This window comes from Serratia bockelmannii (genome assembly GCF_051803255.1).
GTDB lineage: Bacteria > Pseudomonadota > Gammaproteobacteria > Enterobacterales > Enterobacteriaceae > Serratia > Serratia bockelmannii.
Window position 1 is genome coordinate 592,699 of sequence record NZ_CP196512.1, and the last position, 25,254, is coordinate 617,952.

The following is a 25,254-nucleotide window of genomic DNA, read 5'->3' on the forward strand; positions in this document are numbered from 1 at the left end:
GCCCTGTATGGACGCCAATCTGTTGCACGACATTATTTTCTACGTGATGTACGCCGCGTTGGCGATCGCGCTGGTGATCATCATCGAACGCACGCTGTACTTCGCCTATACCCAACGCCAGGCGCGCCGGCTGGAGCAGGCGCTGACGCCGGACGTACGCCGCGCCGCCGATCTGCCGGACGAGCTGACCCAGCGCAACAGCCTGCCGATGGCGGTGATCGCGCCGGTATTGGCGCAGAAGCACCGCGCCGGCGACCGCGAGGCGATCGGCGATCTGATCGACGCCCAGTACCTGCTGAGCAAGCCGCCGATGGCGCGCGGCCTGTGGCTGCTGGAAACCGTGGTCACCGCCGCGCCGCTGCTGGGGTTGCTCGGCACGGTGATGGGGATCATCGAAACCTTCAAGGCGCTGGCCGCCTCGGGGGTGTCCGAGCCGAGCCTGGTGTCGGCCGGGATGGGCACCGCGCTGTACGCCACTGGCCTCGGCATCGCCATCGCGCTGCTGTGCCTGGTGGCCAACAACTTCCTGCAGAGCCGCATGGAGCGCATCAACGAGCTGCTGAAGGTGCTGCTGATCCGCGCCGGTCAGCCGACCAGCCGCCCGGAGAACGGCAGCGGCGAACAATGGGTTGACAGCGGAGCGCCGCGCTATGCCTAATGGCCATCCAGTACGGCGGCCGCTCGGCCGCCTTTATGCGGCATTGTGGAGCGGTTGTTTGTTGATGTTGAGCCAGAGCGCTGCGGCGCGTTTTGCGATTCCCGGCTATGAGCTGGTGTACACCGCGCCGGTGGAAACCGCGCTGCAGGCCGACGACCTGCGCAACACCGCCGAGGTGTGGCGCGAGATGTTCGACGCGGCGAAAACCCGCATCGACCTGGGGCAGTTTTACGTGGCGAATCAGGACGGTTCGCTGCTGGACGGCGTGCTGCAGTACCTGAAGGCGGCCGGTGAGCGCGGGGTGAAAATCCGCTTTTTGGTGGAAGAGAAGGGCATTCGCATTTCTACCGCCGAAACGCTGGAACAGCTGAAGACGATCCCCAATCTGGAGCTGCGCATCATTCCTTACCAGAAGCTGAGCGGCGGCATCCTGCACGCCAAATATCTGCTGGTGGACGGCGAGCAGGCGTTTGTCGGCAGCCAGAATTTCGACTGGCGCGCGTTGGAGCATATTCACGAAACCGGGCTGCGCATCAGCGATGCTAAAGTGGTGGGGCAGATCCAGGCGATCTTCGAACAGGACTGGCGGGCGCAGGCGCTGTTGGCGCAGGATAAGCCGGTGCCGGCGTTGCCCGATTCGCCGCCGACGGCGCAGCCGCAGGGCAACTATCTGGTGGCCAGCCCGCGGGCCTACAACCCGGCGGGCGTGCTCGATTCGCAGGCCGAGTTGCCGCGCCTGCTGGCCGGCGCCAAACGGCGGGTGCGGGTGCAGGTGATGGACTACGCGCCGTTGTCGTTTGGCCCGGAGCGCAGCCGCCCCTTCTACGCGGTGATCGACAACGCGCTGCGCGGCGCGGCGGCGCGCGGCGTGCAGATCGAGCTGATGGTGGCCAACTGGAACACCAAAAAGCCGGATATCGCCTGGCTGAAGAGCCTGGCGCTGGTGCCGAACGTGCAGATCAAGGTGGTGACCATTCCGCCGGCCAGCAGCGGTTTCATTCCGTTTGCCCGCGTGATCCACAGCAAGCTGATGACCATCGACGATGAGATTGCCTGGGTGGGCACCAGCAACTGGACCGGCGGCTATCTGGACAACTCGCGCAATCTGGAGCTGGTGATGCACAGCGCGGCGATGAGCGGGCGGTTGGACCAGCTGTACCAACAGCTGTGGAACAGCGTCTACGCCGAACCGTTGCGGCTGGATTACGACTACCCGACGCCTAAACCGGGCGGCGAATCCTGACGGTCAGGGCGCGTTAACCCGCGCCCCGCGTTGTTTATCGCCGCCAGCCGGCCTTCTCCAGCGCCGTCACCAGCTGTTCGGCGCTTAACCCTTCCGCCCGATGGCCGTTGCCGCTGACGGTATTGGCCGCCAGCAGCGCATTGACGATCGCCTCTTCCACCGCTTCCGCCGCCGCGGCGAACAGCGCCGAAATGTAGTCGTTGTTCACCATGCGCAGCGGTGTGGTGAAATCGCCTTTATTGGCGTAGTCGGCGGGCGGCAGGCCGTCGTTGCCGGTGGCGAAGGCGATAAAGATATCGCCGCTCGAATCCTCGGTGCCGCCGCCGGTGCGGGCGATGCCGATGCTGGCGCGCTGCGCCAGCCGCGCGCACTGGTGCGGCAGCAGCGGCGCGTCGGTCGCCAGCGCCACCACGATGGAGCCCATGCCGGGATGCGGCAACTGCGGCGTGAACGGCGAGGGGATATGCCTCAGATGCCGGCCCACCGGGTAACCGCCGACCAGCAGCGACTCGCGCTTGCCGTGGTTGGCCTGCACGATAGCGCCCACCGTCCAGCCGCCTTGATCGGCAGGCAAGCGGCGCGAGGCGGTGCCGCTGCCGCCTTTGAATTCATGGCAGATCATGCCGCTGCCGCCGCCGACCGCGCCTTCCTGCGGCAAGCCGCCCTGGGCCGCCTGCTGCGCCTCGCGCACGTGCTCGGCCTTGACGTGAAAGCCGTTGATGTCGTTGAGCAGGCCATCGAAGGTTTCCATCACCACCGGCATATTCCAATACACCGCGTTGTCGCCTGCGGGCAGCGCTTCACGCTCCAGCGCGATCAGCGCATCGCGCACCACGCCCACGCTGTGGGTGTTGGTGAAGGCGATCGGGCTGGTCAGCAGGCCCGCTTCGCGCACCCATTCCAGGCCGGTGGCGTCGCCGTTGCCGTTCAGCACGTGCACGCCGGCGAAGCAGGGCGCGTGGCGGGCGGAGCCGGGGCGCGGTTCGATCACCGTCACGCCGGTGCGCACGCTGCGCCCGTCCGCCAAGTCGGCATGAATGCTGGCATGGCCGACGCGCACGCCGGGCACGTCGGTGATGGCGTTCAGCGGGCCGGGCGTGCCCTGGCCGATGATGATGCCCAGATTCTGAGCGCGCTGCGTCATGGTTATTCTCCTTCTATTGAGGGGGCGGCGAGGGGCGCCGTCTGGCGGCCGCGCAGATGGTTCAGCGCCAACCCGAAGCCGATGATGCCGGCAATGATAATAAAGTCTTTCAGGCTGCTGGCGATCAAAATCGTCCACAGCACGTACAGGCAGCACAGCAGCGCCACCACCACCGGCAGCGGCCACAGCGGCATCAGGTACGGGTGGTGGAAGTGGCGGCGACGGCGACTGATCAGCGCTGCCACCGCCATAATGATGTACACCAGCAGCAGCAGGATCACGGTGAACGAGGTCAGCGATTCGAGATCGGAGCAAAACGCCAGCAGCGCCGACGGCACGCCGAACAGCAGGGTGGCGATCCAGGGGGTGCCGAAACGCGGGTGGATGATTTTCAGCGCCCGGTTGAACGCCGGCAGCCAGAAGCCGTCACGTCCGCTGGCGAACATCATGCGGCTGAACTGCGCCACGATGGCGATAATGGCGTTGAACACCGACAGATAGATTGCGCCACTCACCACCCGCGCCAGCGTCGGGCCGCCGAGCTGGGTGACCACGTAGCCGACCGGATCGGCCTGTTTGGCCATCTCCGTCAGCGACGGCGAGCCGATCAGCAGGGCGGTGAACGGCACCAGTTCCACCAGCACCACGATGACCAGCGTCAGCATGATCGCGATCGCCATCGGCCTGCCCTGTTCGCGCATGTCTTCCGCCATGTACACCGCCGCGCCGTAGCCGTTGTAGGAGAACAGCGCGACCCCGACCATGGCGACGATCAGCGGCAGCGACACCGGCGCCAGGCTGCCCTGCGCGTCCAGCATCACCGGCGCGGTGAGGATCTCTGTACTTTGATGCGGGTGGCTGAAGCCGAGCCAGGCGATCAGCGCCAGCACCGCCACTTCCACCACCAGGAAGGCGCCGGTCAGCAGGGCGTTGGCTTTGATGTTGAAAATGGCGCAGATACCACCGACCAGCACGGTGAGCATGCCGGCGGTCGAGGCGTCGAACTGGGTGCCCAGCGCGGTGTTCAGGTAAGGCACTGCGCCGGTGGCCAGTACCGCCGGCACGAACAGCGAGGCGCTGAGGATAAACAGGTAGGTCTGCAACCCGCACAGGGTGCCGAACAGGCGCTTGATGATGCTGTATTCACCGCCGGCGCTGGGGTGTGCGGCGCCGAGCTCGGCATAGCACAGCGCGATGGCGGCGGCGACGCAGGCGGCGATCAGAAACGACAGAAAGGCGCCGCTGCCGGCGTTGGCGATCGCCAGCGGCGCGATAACGAAGATCGAACTGGCCGGCGTCACGCCGGACGCGGTGATCATCACCACGTCGAGGACGCTGAGATTGCCTTTGAAGGTGTGTTCAGGGGCGGACTCTTTCATGGGATAACGACTCCATTAACGTGTGAGTGAGTTATTGTTTTGCTGCACAGGCTGTACGCAGGAATCAAATGGAGCGCGCTAAATGCCGGGGAGCGTTGCTCCCCGGAAGTTTATTGTTCTTATGTGTTACCCCTGCCCCGACGGGAAGCTGAAGCTGGCGCGGCGGGCATCGCCGGAGGCCGGCCAGCGCTGGGTCACGGTCTTGCGTTTGGTGTAGAACCTGACGGCGTCCGGGCCGTAGGCGTGCAGATCGCCAAACAGCGAGCGCTTCCAGCCGCCGAACGAGTGGTAGGCCACCGGCACAGGCAGCGCCACGTTGATCCCCACCATGCCGACCTGAATACGGCTGGAAAAGTGGTGCGCCGCTTCGCCGTCGCGGGTGAACAGGCAGGTGCCGTTGCCGTATTCGTGGGCGTCGATCAAGGCCATCGCCTCCGGCAGCGAGGCCGCGCGCACCACGCCGAGCACCGGGCCGAAGATCTCCTCCTGATAGATGCGCATGCCGGGCGTCACGCGATCGAACAGCGTCGGGCCGAGGAAATACCCCTGGCTGGGGCGGCCGTCGGCGCCGATCACGCTCAGCTCGCGGCCGTCCACCAGCAGCTCGGCGCCTTCGGCTACGCCCTGCTCGATATAGCCTTTCACCTTCTGATAATGCTGCTGGGTCACCAGCGGCCCCATGTCGTTGCGGTTGTCGCTGCCGGGGCCGACGCGCATGGCGGCCATCTGTTGCCGCAGCCCGGCGATCAGCGCGTCGGCGGTGTCGTCGCCCACCGCCACCACCAGCGGGATGGCCATGCAGCGCTGGCCGCACGAGCCGAACGCCGCGCCCATCAGCGCGCCGACCGCGCCGGGGATATCGGCGTCCGGCAGCACCACCGCGTGGTTTTTGGCGCCGCCCAGCGCCTGCACCCGTTTGTTCTGGCCGCAGCCGGTGTGATAGATATGCTCCGCCACCGGCGTCGAACCGACGAAGCTGATCGCTTTGACGCGCCCGTCATGCAGCAGCGTCTCCACCGCTTCGCGGTCGCCGTTGACCACGTTGAGCACCCCCGGTGGCAGCCCGGCTTCCGCCGCCAGCCGGGCGATATACAGCGCGGCGGAAGGCACTCGCTCGGAAGGTTTCAGCACGAAGGTGTTGCCGCAGGCGACCGCCATTGGCCACATCCACAGCGGCACCATCGCCGGGAAGTTGAACGGGGTGATGCCCGCCACCACCCCCAGCGGCTGAAACTCGCTCCAGCTGTCGATGCCCGGGCCTGCCTCTTTGCTGTGTTCACCCTTCAGCAGTTCCGGCACATAGCTGGCGTATTCGATATTCTCAATGCCGCGCTGCAGTTCGCCCAGGGCGTCGCTGAGCACCTTGCCGTGCTCGGCGGTGATTAACTGGCAGATGGCGTCGGCGTGTTGCTCCAGCAGATCCTTGAGCTTCATCATGATGCGCGCGCGCTTCAGCGGAGGGGTATCGCGCCAGGCGGGATAAGCCTGTTCGGCGGCGGCGATGGCGCGCTCCACCGTGGCGCGGTCGGCCAACTGCACCTCCTGCGCCGATTGGCCGGTGGCCGGGTCGTAAACCGGCTGGCTGCGTTCGCCGCCGGCGGCGGGCTCGCCGTTGATCCAATGGGTGATGGTCATGGTTCTCTCCTTATTCGGTGGCGTTGAGGGCGTCGCCCACGGCGTTGATCAGCGCATCGATCTGCGCTTCGCTGCTGATGAACGGCGGTGCCAGCTGCAGGGTGTCGCCGCCGTAGCGCACGTAAAATCCGCTTTCCCAGCAGCGCATCGCCGCCTCGAAGGGGCGCCGCGCCGGCTCGCCGGGCCGCGCCGCCAGCGTGATGCCGGCCGCCAGGCCGATATTGCGAATGTCGGCGACGTGTTTGGCCCCCTGCAGGCTGTGCACCGCGCGCTCGAAGTAGGGCGCCAGCGCCTGTACGCGCTCCACCATCTGTTCGCGCTGCAGGATGTCCAGCGTCGCCAGCGCGACCGCGCAGCTGACCGGATGGGCGGAGTAGGTGTAGCCGTGCGGGAATTCGAGCTGGTAGTCCGGCTCGCCGCCGTTCATGAAGGTGTGATAAATCTCCGGCCGTACCACCACCGCGCCCATCGGCTGCGCGCCGTTGGTCACCTGTTTGGCGATGTTCATGATGTCCGGCGTGACGCCGAACGCCTCGGCGCCGGTCATCGCACCGCAGCGGCCGAAGGCGGTGATCACTTCGTCGAAGATCAGCAGGATGTCATGCTGGGTACAGATTTCGCGCAGGCGCTGCAAGTAGCCGACCGGCGGCACGATCACCCCGGCGGAGCCGGAGAACGGTTCGACGATCACCGCGGCGATCGTCGAGGCGTCGCGCAGCGCGATGATGCGGTTGAGCTCTTCCGCCAGCTCCGCCCCCTGTTGCGGCATGCCGCGCGAAAAGGCGTTGCCGGCCAGCAGGGTGTGCGGCAGGTGGTCCGCCTCGGCGCCGGCGCCGAACGTCTTGCGGTTGCCGGCGATGCCGCCGACCGAGATGCCGCCGAAGTTAACGCCGTGATAGCCCTTTTCCCGGCCGATAAAGCAGGTTTTGCCCGCCTGGCCTTTGGCGCGCCAGTAAGCGCGCGCCATTTTCAGCGAGGTGTCCGCCGCTTCCGAGCCGGAGCCGGTGAAGAACACGTAATCCAGCCCCGCCGGCGTCAGCGCCTTGATTTTGTTGGCCAGCTCGAACGACAGCGGGTGGCCGAACTGAAACGCCGGCGAGTAATCCAGCGTCGCCAGCTGGCGCTGGGCGGCGTCGGTGATTTCCTGCCGGCCGTGCCCCAATCCGCAGCACCACAATCCGGACAGGCCGTCGAAAATCTTTCTGCCGTCGTGGCTGGTGTAATACGCCCCTGCGGCCTGAGTAATGATGCGCGGCTGCGCTTTAAAATTACGGTTGCCGGTAAAAGGCATCCAATGGGCCTCTAACCCTTCGGCATCGAGACGATTAAGCGAATAATTTTCAGCGGCCATGTTTTCCTCCGGGCAGGAAAATAAGTGCGATTAATTAAATAAAATGAGTTGTTAACGAATTGTTGTGCGAAATTGACTATGTACCGCTTGTTCTCTACTGTGAATAATCATATGTCGAAACTTACTTAAGGTTTTATGCAAGTAAAAAAGCGCGCGCTGTTAGGGCAATTGTCGGATATGGATCTGCGTTTGCTGCGGGTATTCAAGGCCGTGGTCGACTGCGGCGGCATGAGCGCCGCCGAACTGGAGCTGAATATCAGCCTGTCGACCATCAGCAAGCACATCAAGGATCTGGAGCAGCGGCTGGGCCTGACGCTGTGCCAGCGCGGGCGCGAGGGTTTTGCGGTTACCGACGAGGGGCTGTTGATCTACCAGGAAACGGTCAACCTGCTGGCGGCCACCGAGGCGTTCCGGCGCGGGGTGGACGAGGTGCATCAGCGCATGGGCGGGCAGCTGCACGTGGCGATATTCGACCATACGGTCAGCAATCCGCAGGCGCAGATCGGCCGGGCCATCGCGTTATTCAGCGAGCGTGCGCCGGAGGTTTCTTTGCAAATGTACGTGGAGCCGATTAATACCATTGAACGCGGCGTCATTGACGGGCAATTTCAGGTTGGCGTTATTCCCATGCACCGCAGCGCGGAAAGTTTATCTTATCATTCGTTATTCAGTGAGAGGATGTTCTTATATTGCGGCGCGCAGCATGAATTATTTTCCGGCCCCCATGAAACATTAAATTGGGATCTGCTGCACAATTATGCCTTCGCCGGATTAGGCTATCATTCGCCGAATATGGAACTGAGCCTGCAGCAACATTTGCATCGCAAGGCGACGGGGTTTGCGCAGGAGTCGATCGCCACGCTGATCCTGTCCGGCAAATACGTCGGCTTTTTGCCTGATCACTACGCGGCGTTTTTCGTGGCGCAGAATATGATGCGGGCGATCAAACCGGCGCTGTTCCGCTATCACTGTGAATACTCCAGCGTGCTGCGCCGCTCGCCGGTGCCGCAGCGGGTGGTGAAGCTGTTCCATGAGTGCCTGCTGGCGGCCCACGGAACAGCGTGACGCTTACTGCTCTTTCTTCTTGCCGAAGATCCTGATCAGCGCGCCGACCAGGATGCCGACCGCGATGCCGGCGAAGATCCAGCCGATGATGCCCATTTTCTTAACTCCTGCTAGTGCGTTGATCTGATTATATAATCATTCGACGCGAAACGCCTCTTCGATCATCCGTTGCCGCTGCGCCGGCGCATAGTCGATCCAGGAATTCTTGCTGTTGGATTTCTCCAGCGCCACCGCCAATTCCTGGCCGGAAATCGGCAAATCGTCCTGCCAGAACGGCGCAATGGCGTGGCGGGTGATGAAATCGGTCAGGTAGCTCTCCGGGCTGCCCTGCCAGTGCGGGTACAGGCGCGCGGCCAGCTCGGCCATCAGCGCGCGTTGCTGCGGCTGTTCGCTGGTTTCCAGCAGGGCGAGGAACGGCAGCAGCAGGCGGCCACAGACTTGGCCGTGGTGGTAGTCGCGCAGCGCGCCGATCTCGCCGGCGATGCCGTGAATGACCCCCAGCCCGGCGGCGCTCAGCGTCAGCCCGCCGAGGTACGAAGCTTGCATAATCGCTTCGCGCGCCGCATCGCTGCGGTTGAGCGCCGGCCAGGCGGCGAGGAAGTGGCGTATGCCGTTCAGCGACATGTCGCGCGTCATGGCGCCGGCGGTTTTCGACAGATAGGCCTCGAACAGGTGGGTGAAGGCGTCGATAGCGCAGTAGGCCAACACTTTGTCCGGCGCGCCCGCCAGCAGCTGCGGATCGAGAATGGCGGTATGCGGCACGAAGTTATTGTGGCGCAGCGAGGCCTTCACTTTGCTGACCTGGGTGTCGGTGATCACCGCGTTCTGCGTCACCTCGCTGCCGGTGCCGGCGGTGGTAGGAATGGCGATCAGCGGCAGGGTGGCGCCGCTGATTTTGCTGTCGCCCACCTTTTCCATATAGCGCAGCGTCGGCAGCGGATGCTCCACCAGCGCGGAGAACGCCTTGGCGGCGTCCAGCACGCTGCCGCCGCCGATGGCCACTACGCGCCGCGCCTGGCCGCGCCAGCGCGCCACCCAGGCGTCTATTTCCTGCGGCGACGCCTCGTGGCTGACGATCTCCGTGCCGATAAGCAGCGGCGTCAGCGATTCGCGCAGGCCGGCATACACCGGGCCGTTGAGAAAAGATCGACAGCTGAACAGCAGCGTCGGCTGCGGGTCGGCAAGCAGCAGCGGCGGCAGCTGCTGGATGCTGCCGTGGCCGAACCAGGTCTGGCGATTGGCGATGATGTGGCTGACGGACATGAGATCTCCTTGACGACGTTGCAGAGCGCGATGCCACAGCATAAGCCAGCGGGCGCGGAGCGGCCACCGCTTTCCCCGCCGCGGCAACCTGTGAGTTGTTTAACATGTAAACGATCGCGTTCTTGCATTTCGGCGTTTTGGGTGCTTTTTTTAACAGTACCGGCCGTCGTGCGGCCAACCCCATCCGAAATCGGTAGATTGTTAATGTGTTAATAATGGCGAGGCGGGTATGGAAATTCAGGTTGAACGCTTGTCTGCGGTGATCGATGCGGTGGCTAGCCCGCGTTTTTATCCCAGCCTGTTGAATTGGCTGGAGGGATTTTTCGCCTTCGACAACGCCATCGTCTATGCCTTCGAACGCGGCCGGCCGCCGCGCTGCCTGATCAAAACCGAGCGGGAAAACAGCGATGCGGTCAATCAGATCTACCAACAGGGCGCCTACCTGCAGGATCCGTTTTACCGCGCGCTGAGCGACGGCGGCGAAGGCGAGGTGCTCACGCTGCGCCAGCTGGCACCCTGCGGGTTTTATCACAGCGATTATTACCGTAATTTTTATCGCAAGACCGGCTGGCACGACGAGGCCGGCGTGCTGCTGCAGCTGACGCCGGAGCGCGGGCTGGGGGTATTCTTCGGCTCGGTGCGCCGCACGGTGGCGGTACGCTATCCGCAGCGGGCGGATCTGCGCAGTGCGCTGACGCTGGTGAAAAGCGTGGCGCGGCTGCACGGCGAAGTGGTGGCGGCACCGGCCGAGGCCGCGACGGTGAACGATGACGGCGCCCAGGCGCGCTATCTGCTGACGCCGCGCGAGCGCGAGATCGTCGATCTGATCCTCGCCGGCTGCGTTTCGCAGCAGATTGCCGACCGGCTGTTCATCAGCCTCGGCACGGTAAAAAATCACCGCAAGAACATCTACGGCAAGCTGAACATCGGCTCTCAGGCCGAGTTGTTTAGCCTGCTGCTGACCGCCCCGCAGCGGCGCAGCGCGTGAATGTTAATTTTTTGTAGCGAATGTCCCTAAGGGGACATAGCGAACGATCCCACTGCTCCCGATAATCCGATGTCATGGCATAGGCAATCGGGAGTGCGGCAGTGAACAACGAAATCGAGTCCTTAACCTACTACGCGGCGACCAAAAAATACGATCTGCGCTTCCCGACGCTGGAAGAGGATCTGGACGTCGACGTGGTGATCATCGGCGGCGGCTTCTCCGGCATCAACACCGCGCTGGAGCTGGCGGAGAAGGGCATCACCAACATCGCCATTCTCGAAGGCCGCTATCTGGGTTACGGCGGCACCGGGCGCAACGGCGGCCAGGTGATGGCCGGCATCGGCCACGATCTGGAGAAGATCAAGCGCCACGTTGGCCCGGCCGGGCTGGAAACCATCTTCAAAATCAGTAACCTCGGCGCCGGCATTATCCGCGAGCGCATCAAGAAATATGACATCGACGCCGACTTCTGCTTCGGCTACGGCTATCTCGGCAGCAACGCGCGCCAGGAGAAGACCCTGCGCGGCTGGCTGAAGGAGTTCAAGGCGGTAGCGCCGCAGGAGGAGATTGAGCTCTACACCGGAGCGGAGGTGAAGCAGGTCGTGGGCTCAGACGCCTACACCTGCGCGCTGAAGCACATGGGCGGCGGCCACGTGCATTCGCTCAACCTGCTGCTGGGCGAGGCCAAGGCGCTGAGCGGCTACGGGGTGAAAATCTTTGAGAACAGCAGCGTGCTCAACGTGGAGTATGGCCCGCGCATTACGGTGCGCACCGCCATGGGCTCTGTGCGCGCCAACAAGATGCTGTGGGCCTGCAACGGCTTCCTCAACGGCATGGAGCCGCAGATCTACCGCAAGACCATCAATACCTACGCCTTCCAGCTGGCCACCGAGCCGCTGTCTGACGATCTGATCCGTCAGATCAGCCCGATCCGCGGCGCCTACAGCGACATCCGCCCGGTGATCGATTATTACCGGGTGACCAACGAGAACCGGCTGCTGTTCGGCAGCGCCACCCGCCTGATCGAATATTTCCCGTCGGATCTCAAGGCCTGGAACCGCAACCTGATGCTGAAGGTGTTCCCGTACCTGAAAGACGTGAAGATCGATCTGGCCTGGGGCGGTCCGCTGTGCTGCAGCGCCAACCTGTTCCCGCAGATCGGCACGCTGCCGGATCGCGACAACGTGTTTTACGTGCAGGGCTACTCCGGCTTCGGCGTGACGCCGAGCCACATCGTGTGCAAGGTGCTGGCGGAGGGCATGAGCGAAGGATCCGATCGGTACGATCTGATGAGCTCGATCCCGCACGTCAACATCTTCGGCAAGGACAAGCTGCGGCGGGTGATGACCACCGCCGGTAAGGTTTGGCACCAGACATCCGGCTACTGGAAAGGCCGCCGTTAACCCTCAGAGGAGAATCACATGAAACCGTTATTGCTTAAACAACCGCTGCCAGAACTGCTGGAGATCGGCAGCGTCAGCAACCTGGGCGCCACGGTGATCGCCGGCACGCCAAACGTCGGCGTGGCCAGCATCTTCGGCGAACCGACCGACAACCTGAACTGCGGCGTGTTCAGCTGCACCCGCGGCAGCTTCGTGATGGAGTATCCGTTCGCCGAGCACGCCACGGTGTGGGAAGGCAGTGCGACCCTGACCAACGAACGCACCGGCGAATCGGTGCAGTATCAGGCCGGCGATTCCTGGTTCGTCGAGAAAGGCACCCCGGTGCGCTGGGACATCACCTCGGATCGCTTCGTCAAACACTACCTCGCCATCGTCGAAGGCTGACGCCGTCATGCCCCCCTCAGCAGGCTGAATGCCGAGGGGGAGCGCCTTAGCCTAACGCCCGCGTAATAAAATCAGTCACCCGCTTGAGGATCTGATCCTTATTGGTTTCGTTAAAGCTCTCGTGCCGCCCGCCCGCATTGATCATCCGTTCGAAATCGTCGCCGTGCAGACGATCGAGCGCGGTTTGCGTTTCGCTCATCAGCACTAACCGATCGTCGTCGCCATGGATCCACAGCGTGGGCAGCGCGCCGAAGCCCGGCCCGGCGTTGATGGCGGCGAGGATCCGCTGCATGGCGCGCAGGGTGGGACGCTTGAACGGCCCGTGCCACACCAGCGGATCTTCCTGATACGCCGCGCCAACCGCCGGATCGCGCGCCAGAGTGGCGGTATCCAGCGGCGCGTCGGGGATCGTCGGCAGTTCAGCCAGATCGGAAATCGCCGTTCTGTCGCCGAGCAGCGGGCCGGACAGCACCAGCGCGCGTACCTCCTCGCCATGGCGCTGCACGTAGCGGGTGGCGATCATGCCGCCCATCGAGTGGCCGATCACCACCAGCGGCAAGGTGGGGTATTGCTGCCGGAAATGGCTGACCACGCGCTGCACGTCGTCGACCACGGCGTCATAATCTTCGATCAGCACGCGCTCGCCCTGCGACAGGCCGTGGCCGAGATGGTCGGGGCCGAACACCCGCGCGCCCTGCGCCTGCAGCGTGCGCGCCACGTATTGATAGCGGCCGAGGTGCTCGCCGTAGCCGTGCACCAGCAGCGCCAGATAGCGCGGCTTGTCGTTTCCCCAGTCGTGCACGGCGATGTCGCCGTGACGGCCTTTGATAAAGCTGACGGTTTGTTCGGACATGTTATTGTTCTCATGGTGGTAGGGTTGCCCTTCAGCGTAGCGGCTGGCAGCGAGGTTGTCAGGGGCGCCGGGTGCGGCGCCCGCAGAGAGGGGATTACAGGCCGAACTGGCGCGCCAGCTCGTCGAGCGTTTCGCGCTGGAAGCGGTTGAAGGCGTCGCGCGGCTGCTGCTGTTGGATGAACGTCAGCAGCGGATCCTGCACTTCAGTGCGCACGCCGCTTAGCTGTTCCATCACCGCCAGCCCGCAGAACGGTACGTAGGATTCGGCGTAGCCGCCTTCATGCACCATCACCAGTTTGCCGCCGCACAGCCGGTCGGCGGCCTCCTGCACCAGCGCGGTCATGGCGCGGAAGCTGTCGCTGTGCAGCTGCATGCGCGCCAGCGGATCGAGGGCGTTGGCGTCGTAACCGCAGGCGACGATGATCAGCTCCGGCTCGAATTTTTCCAGCGCCGGGATGATGAGGCGCCGCATGGCGTGCAGGTAGCCGTTGTCGCCGGCGCCGGCCAGCATCGGCACGTTAACGTTGCAGCCCGCCCCGTCGCCTTCGCCGCGATCCTGCTCGCCGGAATAGCCCGCCGGGAAGCAGCCGTCCTGATGCAGCGACAGCGTCAGCACGTCGCCGCGCTGCCAATAGATGTGCTGGGTGCCGTTGCCGTGGTGCACGTCCCAGTCGAGCACCGCGACTTTGCCGAGGCCGTAGCGGGCCTTGGCGCGCTCGATGGCGATGGGAATATTGGCCAGGAAGCAGAAGCCCATCGATTGATCCGGCAGGCAGTGGTGGCCCGGCGGGCGCGACAGCGCATAGGCATTATCCAGTTCGCCCTGCAGCACCGCCTCCACCGCCGCGCAGGCCAGCCCGGCGGAGAGTTTGGCGATTTCATAGCTGCCCGGCCCCAGCGGCGCTTCCTCCCCCAGCAGGCCGCCGCCGCTGTCGCTCACCTGTTTGAAGCGCTGCAGGTAGTGGGCGGGGTGGATGCGCAGCAGGTCTTCTTCCGTCGCCGGTTCGGCGCTCAGCAGGGTGAGCTGGCGCGACAGGCCGGATACGTCCATCAGGTTCTTCATACGCCGTTTGGTTTCCGGCGATTCGGCATGGCCGGCGCCCGAGGGCGGTTGCACCCAGCCGCCGACCGGCAGGGTGGTGGCGTGCAGGCCGGTGCTGTGCCAGAAACAGCGTTCATCAAACAAGAAACCGGTTGTTCTTTTCACCTTTCTCCTCCTGTTATACGGCGCGGTGCGCGCGGTGAAGCCAGCGAAATCAACAGCAGCGACAGCAGCGCGCAGCCCAGCGCGCCGAACAGCAAGGCGTTGAAACCGCCGGAAGATTCGATCAGAGAGCCGGCCAGCGTCGGGCCGATGGCCATGCCGCCGCCGATCACCAGGTTGATGCCGTTCATCAGCTTGCCGTCGTTATCCAGCCCGGCGACCCGCGCCAGAATGAACGGCAGCACGAAGGTCCAGGTGAATTTGAACAGCAGGGCGGCCAGGGCGAAGCGCAGGAGCAGGGGCTGGCCCGTCAGCAGCGCCACGCTGGCCAGCAGCAGGGCGTACCCCAGCACGATCAGGCGTCCGCCGCCGAAGCGCGCGCCGATCAGCGCCGCGGCCCCCGCGCCGACGATGCCGAGCAAGGTGGCGACGGCCAGCACCTGGCCGCTGTGGGCCGGCGACAGCCCGGCGCCGGCGGCGATGCCGCCGATAAAGGTCCAGACCGCGCTCAGGCTGATGTAAAAGGTCAGCACCGCCAGCACGGCGCACAGCTTGCGCGCCATCGAGGCGGCGGGGCCGCTGCGGGCGGTGCGGGCGGCGGTGAAACCGTTGGGGAACGCCGGGATGAGCGGCAGGCAGCACAGCATGATGGCGGCCAAAATCAGGTAGACCGCCATCAGGCCGAAGTGCGCAAACAGCGGTGGCAGCACCAGCAGCCCGACCGCGCCCAGCACCAGCTGGCCGAGCACCCAGAAGGCATAGACGCGGCTGGGATTGGCGGTGCCGGCAGCGCAGGTGATGCACAGGATCATCAGGGTGCCGCCCGCCAGCGAGGCGATAAAGCGCAGCGGTAGCAGCAAGGTAAAATCTTGCACCAGCGCCGAAGCCAGGTTGCCGGCGATAAACACCAGCGCCGACAGCGTAGCGACCCGCCGCCAGTTGATGCGCCCGATCCACCACCACGCCGGCAGCGTGGCCAGGCTCATGGCGCCGAGTTCGGTGGAGAACAGGTGGCCGATTTGCGCCGGGCCGAGCTGCCACTGAGTAGCGAGCTGGGCGGCCACGGCGGGGGCGGTCATCAGAATGCCCGGCGCGATGGCGGCGAAGACGATAATGGCGGTCAACAGCCGCGGCGGGCAGGGGAGCGCCGCGCCGACGGCGGGCGCGGAAACCGAATCACTGGACATAAACCTTTTCCCCAAGCGTTGAGTGACGATGAAATATCCCGCCCGGCCCGATTGCGGGCAGGGGGAGGCCGCGCCATAAATGGCGAATACGTTTTGGCGTTATTTTCCGGCCGTCGGCAGCGGCGGCCGTTATCGGGCGTTAACCGTGGGCGAGAAAGCCGCCGGCGACCAGTTCGGTGCGGTTCACCACGTCGGTTTTGGCGAAAATATTGCGCATATGGGTTTTCACCGTGGACAGCGAAATGCCCAGCTTCAGGGCGATGCGCTTATTGCTGGCGCCTTCGCGCACCAGGTTGACGATCTCTTGCTCTTTGGCGGTCAACAGCTGCGCCTCGCCGTCGGGCAGCAGATCGCGCGTCGCCAGCTCGATCAGCGGCAGCACCGCGCGCAGGCGGCCGCGTTCCACTTCGGTAAACGGCGTATCGCGGATCAGCGATACCCCGGCGACGATGCGTTTGCGTTGGCGGATGAAGATCTCCGTCATGTCGCGCATGTCGTTCGGCAACATAAAGTCGTGGTAATAGCGGCGGTTGCCGGCGATCGCCGCCGGGCTCATGCCGACCATGGTGATGTCCTGGCGATGGAAATTGGCCGGCTGCAGCGGATCTATCTGCTGGAAGTGGTTCAGGTACTGCTGGTGCGTTTTATCGGGCATGCCGTGCAGGATGTAGTGATCCGGCCGCAGGTCGCGATCGACCAGATAAAACACCCCGGCGGACACCGGGATCAGGTGCGTAATGGTCGCCAAACAACTGTTGATAAAGGCATCGGATGCGGTGCTGTGCATGATTCGTGTTCCTCCCTTTATCGTTCAATCTGGAGAATGTTGGCGGTCAATATATGAACGATACAAGCATAGTTGTAGCAATTTGGCAACACAATAAAAACATATTAACAACGTGAGGCCGATTGCAATAAAACACATAAATAACAAGATGACACTGCGTTTATCAGGGCTTTTTAGGGCGGATTTTTCGCGATTTTCATTAATAGGTTAATGAAATAGTCCGCCGCTTTTCCCGCTGAATTTACAGCGCTTTTCAATGCTTGCCTGGGCGAGGCCCTCGCCGCTCTGCGCGTGCTACAACCGGCGCGACCGTCGCCGTCCCTCGTTCTTAAGAACGATAGCCAGGCTTTTCCACCGCTTCCTACACTGCGAATTGAAGATAGCGCCAGGCGGCGCCAAACGTATAAGACGAAAAAATGATGACCTTTCTCGGGCTGAGGCGTCGGGTTGTTCAGTCCGCATGACCATACGGGGAACGAACGATGCAGAAAAAAACGTTGGCGGTGGCGTTGAGCGGTGCCTTATCGGGCCTGGCACAGGGGGCGGACGCCGATCGCCCCAATGTGCTGATCATTCTGGTGGACGACATGGGCTACTCCGACATCAGCCCGTTCGGCGGCGAGATACCGACCCCCAACCTGCAGGCGCTGGCCGAGCGGGGCGTGCGCATGAGCCAGTACTACACCTCGCCGATGTCGGCGCCGGCGCGGTCGATGTTGATGACCGGCAACACCAACCAGCAGGCCGGCATGGGCGGCATGTGGTGGTATGAGAGCACCGCGGCACAGCCGGGCTATGAAATGCGGCTGACCGACCGCGTGACCACATTGCCGGAGCGCTTTCGCGATGCGGGGTACGCCACCATGATGGCGGGCAAATGGCACCTGGGCTATGTCGACGGCGCCAAACCGACCGATCGCGGCTTCGAGCGCGCCTTCGCCTTCATGGGCGGCGGCACCAGCCATTTCGACGATGCGAAACCGCTGGGCACCGTGGAGGCGTTCCACACCTTCTACACCCTGAACGGCAAACGCGTGTCGTTGCCCAAAGATTTCTACTCCAGCAAGGCCTATGCCGATCAGCTGGAACAGTGGATCCGCGATACACCGCAGAATCAGCCCGTCTTCGCCTATCTGGCGTTCACCGCGCCGCACGATCCATTGCAGGCGCCGGATGACTGGATCGCTAAATTCGACGGCAAATACGACGCCGGCTATCAGCAGGCCTATCAGCAGCGCATTCAGCGCCTGAAGGCGCTGGGGTTGATTTCCGATCGCACGCCGATGCCGACGCTGGCGTTGGATCAGGCCTGGAACGCGCTGACGCCCGAGCAGCAAAAATATGAAGCCAAGACCATGCAGGTATACGCGGCGATGATTGCCTATATGGACGATCAGGTCGGCGCGGTGCTGAACACCCTGAAGCAGACCGGCCGTGACCAAAATACGGTGATCGTGTTCGCCACCGACAACGGCGCTAACCCGGCCAGCGGCTTCTACTACGGCTCGAAGCCGGAGTATTGGCGGCAGTTCGACAACAGTTACGCCAACCTCGGCCGCAAGGGATCGTTCATCTCTTACGGGCCGCACTGGGCCAACGTCAGCAATGCGCCGTACGCCAACTACCACAAAACCACCAGCGCACAGGGCGGCATCAATACCGATTTCATCATCTCCGCGCCGCGGCTGAAGGGGCGCGGCGGCATCGACCGCACGCCGATGGCGGTGTATGACATCGCCCCGACGTTGTATGACTATGCCGGCATCGACGCCAACAAACCGCTGAAGGCCAAACCGACGCTGCCGATGGTCGGCGTCAGCTTCAAGCGCTATTTCAGCGGCGAGGCCGACGGTGTGCCGCGCGCGACCTACGGCGTGGAGTTGCATAACCAGGCCGCCTATGTAGACGGCATCTGGAAGCTGCGGCGGTTGGTGAAGGCCGGGCCGACGGCGCAGATGGCGCCGTGGGGGCTGTTCAACCTGCATGACGATCCGCTGGAGACGCGCGATCTGGCCGCCGCCAACCCGGATCAAGTCAAACGGCTGAGCGAGGCGTATCGCCGCTTTGCGCAGCAGAGCATGATTATTGAAGCTAAAGGCGCAGCGATCGACTACCTCGGCGTTGACGCCAGCACCGGTGACTACATCGGCTTGGATCCGCAGACCCACAAACCGTTGCCGCAGGCGGCACCATGAACCTGGCCCAGCTGCGTGCGCAGCAGATCCCGGTGGAGAGCGAACCGCGCGCGGCGGCGCCTTTTCATTTGCTGGTGAAGCCGATCGGCGCCGGCTGCAACCTGGGTTGCCGCTACTGCTACTATCCGCAGCGCCAGGAAGAACGGACGCGCAAGATGGACGACGACCTGCTGGCGGAATTTATCCGCAGCTACATCGCCGCCCAGCCGCGTTACAGCCGCGAGATCAACTTCGTCTGGCAGGGCGGTGAGCCGCTGCTGGCGGGGATCGGTTTTTACAAGCGGGCGCTGGCGTTGCAGCGCCGCTATGCGCCGCCGGGCGTGCGGATCAGCAACAGCCTGCAGACCAACGGCACTCTGCTGAACGACGCCTGGTGCCGGCTGTTCCGGCAACATCACTTTATCCTCGGCGTCAGCCTGGACGGCGATCGCGAGGTGCAGGACGCCCACCGGCCGGACAAGCGCGGCGGCGCCAGCTATGACGCCGCGCTGCGCGGCATTGCGTTGTTGCAGCGCCATCAGATCGACTTCAACCTGCTGATGGTGGTGCACGACGGCGTCGCGGATCGCGCCGAGGCGATCTACGATCATGCGGTGGCGATCGGGGCGCGTTATCTGCAGTTTCAGCCGCTGATGCTGGAAGGGGATGCGCCCACCGCCGGTTACGGACTGAGCGCCGCCAACTGGGGGCGCTTTATGCTGGCGGTATATCGCCGCTGGCGCAGCCGCGGGCATATCGGCCAGGTCTTCGTGATGAACATCGAACAGGTCTACGCGCAGTATTTCACCCACGTCAGCCCCAGCTGCGTGCACGCCGAACGCTGCGGCGGCAATCTGGTGATGGAGCCGGACGGGCGGCTTTACGCCTGCGATCATCTGATCAATGCGCAGCATCTGCTCGGCCATGCCGATCGCCACACGCCGCTCGCCACCCTGGCGGCAAGGGCGGCGGAGATGCCGTTCGGTAAAAACAAGAGCCTGCGCCGCGAGTGCCAACGCTGCAGCGTGAAAAGCGTCTGCCAGGGCGGCTGCCCGGCGCATGTGGGCGAAGATCGCTATAACCGGCTGTGTGCCGGTTATTACGCCTTCTTTTCCGCGCTGCTGGCGCCGCTGCGCGCCTACCCGCGCAGCCCGCAGGGGGCGATGCAATGGCGCGCCGCCGTGAGCGCCGCCGCAGGTTGAAACTGTCTCGTCCTTAAGGACGATAGTCAGCATTTTCCTTTCCTCTCTATAGTGAGATTACCGCCGCTGGCGGTGAAAAACCTGCAAGCACCTGCATGCATCAGGCCAAAACTATAAGAGGAAATAACCATGAACCTGTCGTCGCGGTTGCACGCCCACCTGGCTAGAGGCAAGGTCGGCTTTCCCACCACCCTGGCCAGTTCGGTCGGGGTGATCATGGCCAGCCCGGTGATCCTGACGGTCACCAGCGGCTTCGGCATCGGCGGCGACACCTTCGCGCTGGCGATGCTGATCGCCTTCATCATGATGCAGGCGCAGCTCACCACCTTCTCCGAAGCGGCGTCGCTGCTGCCGACCTCCGGTTCGGTTTACGACTACATCTCCTGCGGCATGGGGCGCTTTTTCGCCATCACCGGCGCGCTGTCGGCCTACCTGATCGTGCATATCTTCGCCGGCACCGCCGAGACCATTCTTTCCGGCATCATGGCGCTGGTGAACTTCGAGCACCTCAACACCCTGATGGAAAGCCACAACGCCTCCTGGATGGTCGGCGTCGGGCTGGTTGTCGTGTTTGGCCTGCTCAATGCGTTCGGCATCGAGGCCTTCGGCAAGGCGGAGATCGTGCTGACCTTCGCCATGTGGAGCACGCTGGTGATTTTCGGCATCGTTGGGCTGCTGTCGCCGCATGCGGTGCCGCTTGAGGGCTGGTTCGGCAGCACGCTGAGCCTGAGCGATCCGTTCGCGGTGTTCAGCCTGATCGGTATGGCGATGTTCATGTTCGTCGGCTGTGAGCTGGTGACGCCGATGGCGCCGGAGATCAAACGCTGCGATCGGGTGATCCCGCGCGCGATGGCGCTCGGGCTGTGCGGCGTGGCGGTGTGCATGGCGCTGTATGGCGCGGCGCTCAGCCATCAGGTGGAAAACGTGGTGATCGACGCCGCCAGCGGCACGCGCCTGCTGGAAACGCCGATGGCCATCCCGGCGTTCGCCGGCCAGGTGATGGGCCAGTTCGGCAAATACTGGCTGGGCGTCGGCCTGCTGTTGGCGGGCGCGGCGACCATCAACACGCTGATGGCGGCGGTGCCGCGCATTCTGTACGGCATGGCGCTGGACGGCGCGCTGCCGCGCATGTTCGCTTATCTGCACCCGCGCTTTAAAACGCCGGTGGTCGGCATTTTGGTGGCGGTCCTGATCCCCTGCGTACACGCCTTCGCCATTCAGGGCAACCTCGACAGGATCATTCCGCTGGTGCTGGCGGCGGTGTGCGCCTGGGGCGTGGCCTACCTGCTGGTGACCTGTTCGGTGGTGATCCTGCGCGTGCGCCGCCCCGACCTGCCGCGCGCCTATAAATCGCCGTGGTTCCCACTGCCGCAAATCGTCTCCAGCGTCGGCATCGTGCTGGCCATCGTCTACATCACGCCGCCGGGGATGAACCCGAGCGATATCTACATTCCCTTCGGCTGGATGATCGGCCTGACCGCCGCCTATGCGCTGTTCTGGACGCTGTGCGTGCAGAAAGTGAACCCGTTCAAGCCGGTGCCGGTCGAGCAGGTGCTGGAGAACGCATTTGCCAAGGGTGAAAACGAGGAGGCGCAGTTTGATCGGCTTACTTCCCTCACTTAATCGCGCCTGGCGGCGCGCGCCGTCGGGCTATCGGCCGGGCGCCGCGCTGGATCGTCTGGCGCGCAATCTGGAACCCTACGCGTGCGAACGCCTGGCGCCGGGCCTGCTGCGGCTGACGCTGCCGCAGGGGCCGCAGATCGAGATCGGCGAACAGGTGCAGGGGCTGTTTATGGCGCATATCGTCAGCCACCGTTTTCGGTTGCAGGGCGCATGCGCAGCGCAGCCTCCGCTGACGCTGGACGTGGTGACCGGCGGCTGGCTGCGGCGGCGCGGGGTGCGCTATCTGTTGCGCCAACGCCATGCAGCCGCGCAGCGAGTGCTGGAAGGGCTGCAGCGCTACCCGCAGATCGGCGAGACGCTGGCGCAGCTGGATTTTCGCCGCGTGCGGCTGACGGTGAACGACGGGCGCTGGCAGGTGGATATCGAGCATTTTGCCGCGTCGGAGGTGGTCAGCCGTTTGCCGGCCGGCCGCCGCTATCTGCGGCTGGATGCCGAACAGCGGCGGCTGCTGTTGAGCAGCCTGCTGATGATCGGCCAACTGATGGAGAAGCTGAATCATGAATAGAGTGGTTGTGATTACCGGCGGCGGCACCGGCGTCGGCGCCGCCTGCGCCCGTCTACTGGCGGCGCAGGGCGATCGGGTGTTCATCATCGGCCGCCGCCCGGAACCGTTGGCGGCGCTGGCGCAAGAGATCGGCGCGCAGGCTTTGGTGGGCGACGCCGCCAGCGGCGAGAGCTGGAACCACACGCTGCTGCCGGCGATTCTGGGCGACGCCGGGCGCATCGACTGTCTGATCGGCAGCGCCGGCGGCATGGGCTTCAAGCGCATCACCGAGATGACCGACGCGCAATGGCAAGGGGCGATGGACAGCAACCTCAACAGCGCTTTCGCCAGTGCGCGCGCCTGCCTGCCGGAGCTGATTAAAAGCGGCGGCAACCTGCTGTTCGTGGCCTCGATCGCTTCGCTGGCCGCCGGGCCGGAGGTCTGCGGCTACGTTACCGCCAAACATGCGCTGATCGGGCTGATGCGCTCCATCGCCCGCGACTATGGCCCGCTGGGCGTGCGCGCCAACGCGGTGTGTCCGGGCTGGGTGACCACGCCGATGGCGGACGAAGAGATGCAACTGCTGATGGACGCCCATCAGATTTCGCTGGAGCAGGCCTACCAAATGGTCTGTCGCGACGTACCGCTGCGCCGGCCGGCCAGCGCCGAGGAGATCGCCCGCGTCTGCCGTTTCCTCTGTTCCAGCGAAGCTTCAATCATAACCGGCGCGGCGCTGGTGGCCGACGGCGGCTCCACCATCGTCGATGTGCCGACCCTGGCTTTCACTTCCCTGTAAGGAGCATTTCCATGAGTTCAGAAGCGGTATTCATTCAGGTTGGCGCGCTGGCGGAAGGCTTTGCGCCGCACAGCAATACGTTGGAACGCCAGCACGGCCTGGCGGGCACCATGCTGACGCTGCGTTTTAGCGACGGTGCGACGCAGCGCTGTCGGTTTACCGACGAGCAGACGCTGGAGTGGGGGGAGCGGCGCGGCGTCGCCTATCGCGCTACCAGCATTCGCCCTGGCGTGTTGTTCATCGATTTTCTCGATCCTACCCGCGCCAACGCCAGCATTACGCTGGTATGCGACCGTAATCAAGGCAACTTCACTGCGGTATACGGCCAACTGCCGGACGAAGCGCAGACGCGGCTCGATGCCTTCAGCCGGGTGGAGCAGGGGCTGCCGCTGACCGCGGTTGAGGCCGAATTCCGCTTCGGCACGCTGGACGACGCCGACGCGGCACCGCCGGGCTTTACCGACGAGCTGATCGGCATGCGCAATATGTACACCTACAGCCCGACCGAGCGGTACGAGCACATCTACCTGAACGACAACTTCTACGCCTGGCAGTGTCTGGACGGGGTGGAGAAAGGGCTGGCGGACGTCGATCGCTGCCACTACGTGAAGGTGGCGGAGCAGCTTTATCTGTTCGTCTGGCGCGAGAAGATCATCCCGACGCTGGGCGTGGTGATGATCGATCTGCAGGGCATGCGCACCGACGGCAAGATCCTCGGCTATCAGGGCAGCGATTTCAGCGCGCTGAGCAACTTTGCGGTCGGCGCCCACGCTCAGGTGCTGAACACCACGCACCACCCGCGAGGATAGGCCGATGAGCGCAACCTATGCGGCTGATGCCTTCGCGGGGCAGACGGTGCTGGTGACTGGCGGCGCTCAGGGCATTGGGCTGGCGATCGTCAGCGCCTTTGCCCGGCTGGGCGCCGAGGTGACGATCGCGGACGTACAGCTGCCGCAGGCGCAGGCGGCGGCGCAAACGCTGCGGGACGAAGGGCTGAGCGTACAGGCGCTGGCCTGCGATCTGGCCGAGCCGGGGCAGATTGCCGAGTTGGTGGCGGCGGTGGGCGAGCGGCACCAACGGCTGGACGTGGTGATCCACAACGCCGCCTATTTTCCGCTGACGCCGTTCGCCGCCATCGACGCGGCCCTGTTGCAACGCACGCTGAGCGTCAATCTGATGGCGCCGTTCTTTCTGGCGCAGGCGGCGCTGCCGTGGATGCGCCACCGGGGCGGGGGCTGCATTCTGGTGACCTCGTCGGTGACCGGCCCGCGGGTAGCCTACCCGGGGCTGGCGCACTATGCCGCCTCCAAGGCCGGGGTGAACGGGTTTATTCGCGCGGCGGCGCTGGAGCTGGCGGCGGAGAACATTCGCGTCAACGGCGTGGAGCCGGGGATGATCCGCACGCCGGCGATGGCCAACCTGGGCGACGCGCAGGTGAATCAGGCGATCGCCGCCTCAGTGCCGCTCGGGCGGCTGGGGGAACCGGCAGACATCGCCGCGGCGATGGTGTTTCTCGCCTCGCCGGCGGCGGCCTACATCACCGGCCAGACGCTGGTGGTGGACGGCGGCGCGCTGTTGCCGGAAACGAATTCTCTGCTTACTTGACGCTGCAGCGTTGTTGGCTGCAACGCCAATTAATTTGAGCATTCCGGTGGGTTAAATCACTGCTTGGCGGGATGCGCGGTGACGTTGGCAGGCAGGCTGTCGCCCAGGGTGATCAGCTCGTCCAGCAGCGTCATCAACTGATCCATTTTTTGCCGCGAGAAAGCGGCTTCAATCTCGGCGTAGCCCTGTTCCACCTGGTGGCGCGCCACTTCATACAGATCCTGACCCTGCTGGGTCAGCGACACGTACAGCTTGCGCTGATCGTTGACCGGCTTGAGGCGGAATATCAGCTTATCACGCTCCATGCGCGACAGAATGCCGGTCAGGCTGGGGCGCAGGATGCAGGTTTCCGCCGCCAGTTCGTGGAATTCGATCGAGCGGCTGTTGGCCAGCACGCGGATGATGCGCCACTGCTGCTCGGTCAGGTTGTGGCTTTTCAGGATCGGGCGAAAGAACCCCATGGCGGTTTCGCGCGCCTGCAGCAGGGCGATGGTTAACGATTCATGCATAAGTTTGGCCTTAGCTATCAAGGTGTTCGTTGTCACGGCGCTTACCGCAGGGCTATTACCCCGCAGGCCCGATTTTGTTAATAACTTAATAGTAGCCAAAGTTGCCCGCAGGGATAAAGCAAAAATGCGCGGCGCAGCGAAAAATGGCGAGAAAAATGATTAATACGCTGAATAATCACGCTAATGTTCGTTGTTTGTGAATATTTTGTTATCACGATCACAAATCACTCCAAGCGCGTTGCGTAAAAGCTGCACAG

At 64.0% G+C, this 25,254-nt stretch carries 23 protein-coding genes; 13 read left to right on the forward strand and 10 right to left on the reverse strand.

Translation table 11 applies throughout. The features are described from left to right. Nucleotides 1-7: 7 nt before the first annotated feature. Both ACSJLU_RS02760 and ACSJLU_RS02765 read left to right on the forward strand, forming a co-directional pair. Nucleotides 8-658, forward strand: a complete 651-nt coding sequence (locus tag ACSJLU_RS02760; protein WP_089196478.1) for a MotA/TolQ/ExbB proton channel family protein — start codon at nucleotides 8-10, stop codon at nucleotides 656-658. Continuing rightward, a complete protein-coding gene (locus ACSJLU_RS02765; RefSeq protein WP_380827850.1) occupies nucleotides 651-1,901 on the forward strand; it encodes a phospholipase D-like domain-containing protein in 1,251 nt (416 codons plus the stop codon). The genes ACSJLU_RS02760 and ACSJLU_RS02765 overlap by 8 nt, the downstream gene beginning before the upstream one ends. A 34-nt stretch (nucleotides 1,902-1,935) precedes the next feature. Here the strand turns inward: ACSJLU_RS02765 and ACSJLU_RS02770 are convergent, their stop codons facing one another. The 4 genes from ACSJLU_RS02770 to ACSJLU_RS02785 form a co-directional block, all read right to left on the reverse strand. Beyond that, nucleotides 1,936-3,045 carry a DmpA family aminopeptidase gene (locus ACSJLU_RS02770; RefSeq protein ID WP_319869560.1) on the reverse strand — a complete coding sequence of 370 codons (1,110 nt, stop codon included), beginning with the start codon at nucleotides 3,043-3,045 and terminating at the stop codon, nucleotides 1,936-1,938. Between the two features lie 2 nt (nucleotides 3,046-3,047). Then, a complete protein-coding gene (locus ACSJLU_RS02775) occupies nucleotides 3,048-4,424 on the reverse strand; it encodes an APC family permease (protein ID WP_025305170.1) in 1,377 nt (458 codons plus the stop codon). 126 nt (nucleotides 4,425-4,550) lie between these two features. Beyond that, nucleotides 4,551-6,059, reverse strand: a complete 1,509-nt coding sequence (locus tag ACSJLU_RS02780) for a CoA-acylating methylmalonate-semialdehyde dehydrogenase (protein WP_089181643.1) — start codon at nucleotides 6,057-6,059, stop codon at nucleotides 4,551-4,553. Nucleotides 6,060-6,069: 10 nt separating this feature from the next. Beyond that, a complete protein-coding gene (locus ACSJLU_RS02785; protein WP_025305172.1) occupies nucleotides 6,070-7,410 on the reverse strand; it encodes an aspartate aminotransferase family protein in 1,341 nt (446 codons plus the stop codon). Between the two features lie 135 nt (nucleotides 7,411-7,545). On the opposite strand from ACSJLU_RS02785, the gene ACSJLU_RS02790 reads away from it, so the two are divergent. Then, nucleotides 7,546-8,475, forward strand: coding sequence for a LysR family transcriptional regulator (locus ACSJLU_RS02790; protein WP_025305173.1), 930 nt, complete (start codon nucleotides 7,546-7,548; stop codon nucleotides 8,473-8,475). 135 nt (nucleotides 8,476-8,610) lie between these two features. On the opposite strand, the gene ACSJLU_RS02795 is transcribed toward ACSJLU_RS02790, so the two are convergent. Then, the gene (locus ACSJLU_RS02795; protein ID WP_043136185.1) at nucleotides 8,611-9,738 is read right to left on the reverse strand and encodes an iron-containing alcohol dehydrogenase; all 1,128 of its coding nucleotides are present in this window, start codon (nucleotides 9,736-9,738) and stop codon (nucleotides 8,611-8,613) included. A gap of 229 nt (nucleotides 9,739-9,967) precedes the next feature. Between ACSJLU_RS02795 and ACSJLU_RS02800 the strand changes: the two genes are divergently transcribed. The 3 genes from ACSJLU_RS02800 (at nucleotide 9,968) to ACSJLU_RS02810 (ending at nucleotide 12,513) form a co-directional block, all read left to right on the forward strand. After that, on the forward strand, nucleotides 9,968-10,726 hold the full coding sequence (locus ACSJLU_RS02800) for a helix-turn-helix transcriptional regulator (protein WP_164068589.1): 759 nt from the start codon (nucleotides 9,968-9,970) through the stop codon (nucleotides 10,724-10,726). A 101-nt stretch (nucleotides 10,727-10,827) separates the two neighbouring features. Next, nucleotides 10,828-12,129, forward strand: a complete 1,302-nt coding sequence (locus ACSJLU_RS02805; protein ID WP_033636959.1) for an NAD(P)/FAD-dependent oxidoreductase — start codon at nucleotides 10,828-10,830, stop codon at nucleotides 12,127-12,129. A gap of 18 nt (nucleotides 12,130-12,147) precedes the next feature. Continuing rightward, entirely contained in the window at nucleotides 12,148-12,513 is a 366-nt protein-coding gene (locus ACSJLU_RS02810) for a cupin domain-containing protein (RefSeq protein WP_015376517.1), read from the forward strand. A 46-nt stretch (nucleotides 12,514-12,559) separates the two neighbouring features. Here ACSJLU_RS02810 and ACSJLU_RS02815 read toward each other — a convergent pair whose 3' ends face one another. From ACSJLU_RS02815 to ACSJLU_RS02830, 4 genes are all read right to left on the reverse strand, one after another. Next, entirely contained in the window at nucleotides 12,560-13,366 is an 807-nt protein-coding gene (locus ACSJLU_RS02815) for an alpha/beta hydrolase (protein WP_197819408.1), read from the reverse strand. A gap of 94 nt (nucleotides 13,367-13,460) precedes the next feature. Further along, entirely contained in the window at nucleotides 13,461-14,573 is a 1,113-nt protein-coding gene (locus ACSJLU_RS02820; protein ID WP_439041052.1) for a class II histone deacetylase, read from the reverse strand. After that, nucleotides 14,570-15,757, reverse strand: a complete 1,188-nt coding sequence (locus ACSJLU_RS02825; RefSeq protein WP_273830875.1) for an MFS transporter — start codon at nucleotides 15,755-15,757, stop codon at nucleotides 14,570-14,572. Before ACSJLU_RS02825 ends, ACSJLU_RS02820 begins: the two co-directional genes overlap by 4 nt. A gap of 139 nt (nucleotides 15,758-15,896) precedes the next feature. Beyond that, nucleotides 15,897-16,544: a response regulator transcription factor gene (locus ACSJLU_RS02830; protein ID WP_049204607.1), complete on the reverse strand. Its 648-nt coding sequence runs from the start codon at nucleotides 16,542-16,544 to the stop codon at nucleotides 15,897-15,899. A 482-nt stretch (nucleotides 16,545-17,026) separates the two neighbouring features. Between ACSJLU_RS02830 and ACSJLU_RS02835 the strand changes: the two genes are divergently transcribed. From ACSJLU_RS02835 to ACSJLU_RS02865, 7 genes are all read left to right on the forward strand, one after another. Then, nucleotides 17,027-18,739 carry a sulfatase-like hydrolase/transferase gene (locus ACSJLU_RS02835; RefSeq protein WP_197832134.1) on the forward strand — a complete coding sequence of 571 codons (1,713 nt, stop codon included), beginning with the start codon at nucleotides 17,027-17,029 and terminating at the stop codon, nucleotides 18,737-18,739. Next, nucleotides 18,736-19,920 (forward strand): anaerobic sulfatase maturase, encoded by a 1,185-nt coding sequence (locus tag ACSJLU_RS02840; protein ID WP_049207834.1) that lies wholly within the window; start codon nucleotides 18,736-18,738, stop codon nucleotides 19,918-19,920. Before ACSJLU_RS02835 ends, ACSJLU_RS02840 begins: the two co-directional genes overlap by 4 nt. 129 nt (nucleotides 19,921-20,049) lie before the next feature. After that, nucleotides 20,050-21,543, forward strand: coding sequence for an APC family permease (locus ACSJLU_RS02845; protein WP_043136156.1), 1,494 nt, complete (start codon nucleotides 20,050-20,052; stop codon nucleotides 21,541-21,543). After that, nucleotides 21,518-22,108 (forward strand): DUF3156 family protein, encoded by a 591-nt coding sequence (locus tag ACSJLU_RS02850; protein WP_043136151.1) that lies wholly within the window; start codon nucleotides 21,518-21,520, stop codon nucleotides 22,106-22,108. The genes ACSJLU_RS02845 and ACSJLU_RS02850 overlap by 26 nt, the downstream gene beginning before the upstream one ends. Continuing rightward, nucleotides 22,101-22,883: an SDR family NAD(P)-dependent oxidoreductase gene (locus ACSJLU_RS02855; protein WP_089196489.1), complete on the forward strand. Its 783-nt coding sequence runs from the start codon at nucleotides 22,101-22,103 to the stop codon at nucleotides 22,881-22,883. The genes ACSJLU_RS02850 and ACSJLU_RS02855 overlap by 8 nt, the downstream gene beginning before the upstream one ends. Nucleotides 22,884-22,894: 11 nt before the next feature. After that, nucleotides 22,895-23,692, forward strand: a complete 798-nt coding sequence (locus ACSJLU_RS02860) for a MoaF C-terminal domain-containing protein (protein WP_025305181.1) — start codon at nucleotides 22,895-22,897, stop codon at nucleotides 23,690-23,692. 4 nt (nucleotides 23,693-23,696) lie between these two features. Beyond that, nucleotides 23,697-24,488: an SDR family oxidoreductase gene (locus tag ACSJLU_RS02865; RefSeq protein WP_025305182.1), complete on the forward strand. Its 792-nt coding sequence runs from the start codon at nucleotides 23,697-23,699 to the stop codon at nucleotides 24,486-24,488. A 56-nt stretch (nucleotides 24,489-24,544) separates the two neighbouring features. Here ACSJLU_RS02865 and hpaR read toward each other — a convergent pair whose 3' ends face one another. Continuing rightward, nucleotides 24,545-24,997 carry a homoprotocatechuate degradation operon regulator HpaR gene (gene hpaR / locus ACSJLU_RS02870; RefSeq protein WP_004933183.1) on the reverse strand — a complete coding sequence of 151 codons (453 nt, stop codon included), beginning with the start codon at nucleotides 24,995-24,997 and terminating at the stop codon, nucleotides 24,545-24,547. Nucleotides 24,998-25,254 lie beyond the last annotated feature (257 nt).

Bases quoted from the DNA above. Each gene is read 5' to 3' on its own strand.
- ACSJLU_RS02760 (WP_089196478.1), top strand. From the start codon at position 8: ATGGACGCCAATCTGTTGCACGACATTATTTTCTACGTGATGTACGCC.
- ACSJLU_RS02765 (WP_380827850.1), top strand. From the start codon at position 651: ATGCCTAATGGCCATCCAGTACGGCGGCCGCTCGGCCGCCTTTATGCG.
- ACSJLU_RS02770 (WP_319869560.1), bottom strand. From the start codon at position 3,045: ATGACGCAGCGCGCTCAGAATCTGGGCATCATCATCGGCCAGGGCACG.
- ACSJLU_RS02775 (WP_025305170.1), bottom strand. From the start codon at position 4,424: ATGAAAGAGTCCGCCCCTGAACACACCTTCAAAGGCAATCTCAGCGTC.
- ACSJLU_RS02780 (WP_089181643.1), bottom strand. From the start codon at position 6,059: ATGACCATCACCCATTGGATCAACGGCGAGCCCGCCGCCGGCGGCGAA.
- ACSJLU_RS02785 (WP_025305172.1), bottom strand. From the start codon at position 7,410: ATGGCCGCTGAAAATTATTCGCTTAATCGTCTCGATGCCGAAGGGTTA.
- ACSJLU_RS02790 (WP_025305173.1), top strand. From the start codon at position 7,546: ATGCAAGTAAAAAAGCGCGCGCTGTTAGGGCAATTGTCGGATATGGAT.
- ACSJLU_RS02795 (WP_043136185.1), bottom strand. From the start codon at position 9,738: ATGTCCGTCAGCCACATCATCGCCAATCGCCAGACCTGGTTCGGCCAC.
- ACSJLU_RS02800 (WP_164068589.1), top strand. From the start codon at position 9,968: ATGGAAATTCAGGTTGAACGCTTGTCTGCGGTGATCGATGCGGTGGCT.
- ACSJLU_RS02810 (WP_015376517.1), top strand. From the start codon at position 12,148: ATGAAACCGTTATTGCTTAAACAACCGCTGCCAGAACTGCTGGAGATC.
- ACSJLU_RS02815 (WP_197819408.1), bottom strand. From the start codon at position 13,366: ATGTCCGAACAAACCGTCAGCTTTATCAAAGGCCGTCACGGCGACATC.
- ACSJLU_RS02825 (WP_273830875.1), bottom strand. From the start codon at position 15,757: ATGTCCAGTGATTCGGTTTCCGCGCCCGCCGTCGGCGCGGCGCTCCCC.
- ACSJLU_RS02830 (WP_049204607.1), bottom strand. From the start codon at position 16,544: ATGCACAGCACCGCATCCGATGCCTTTATCAACAGTTGTTTGGCGACC.
- ACSJLU_RS02835 (WP_197832134.1), top strand. From the start codon at position 17,027: ATGCAGAAAAAAACGTTGGCGGTGGCGTTGAGCGGTGCCTTATCGGGC.
- ACSJLU_RS02840 (WP_049207834.1), top strand. From the start codon at position 18,736: ATGAACCTGGCCCAGCTGCGTGCGCAGCAGATCCCGGTGGAGAGCGAA.
- ACSJLU_RS02845 (WP_043136156.1), top strand. From the start codon at position 20,050: ATGAACCTGTCGTCGCGGTTGCACGCCCACCTGGCTAGAGGCAAGGTC.
- ACSJLU_RS02855 (WP_089196489.1), top strand. From the start codon at position 22,101: ATGAATAGAGTGGTTGTGATTACCGGCGGCGGCACCGGCGTCGGCGCC.
- ACSJLU_RS02860 (WP_025305181.1), top strand. From the start codon at position 22,895: ATGAGTTCAGAAGCGGTATTCATTCAGGTTGGCGCGCTGGCGGAAGGC.
- ACSJLU_RS02865 (WP_025305182.1), top strand. From the start codon at position 23,697: ATGAGCGCAACCTATGCGGCTGATGCCTTCGCGGGGCAGACGGTGCTG.
- hpaR (WP_004933183.1), bottom strand. From the start codon at position 24,997: ATGCATGAATCGTTAACCATCGCCCTGCTGCAGGCGCGCGAAACCGCC.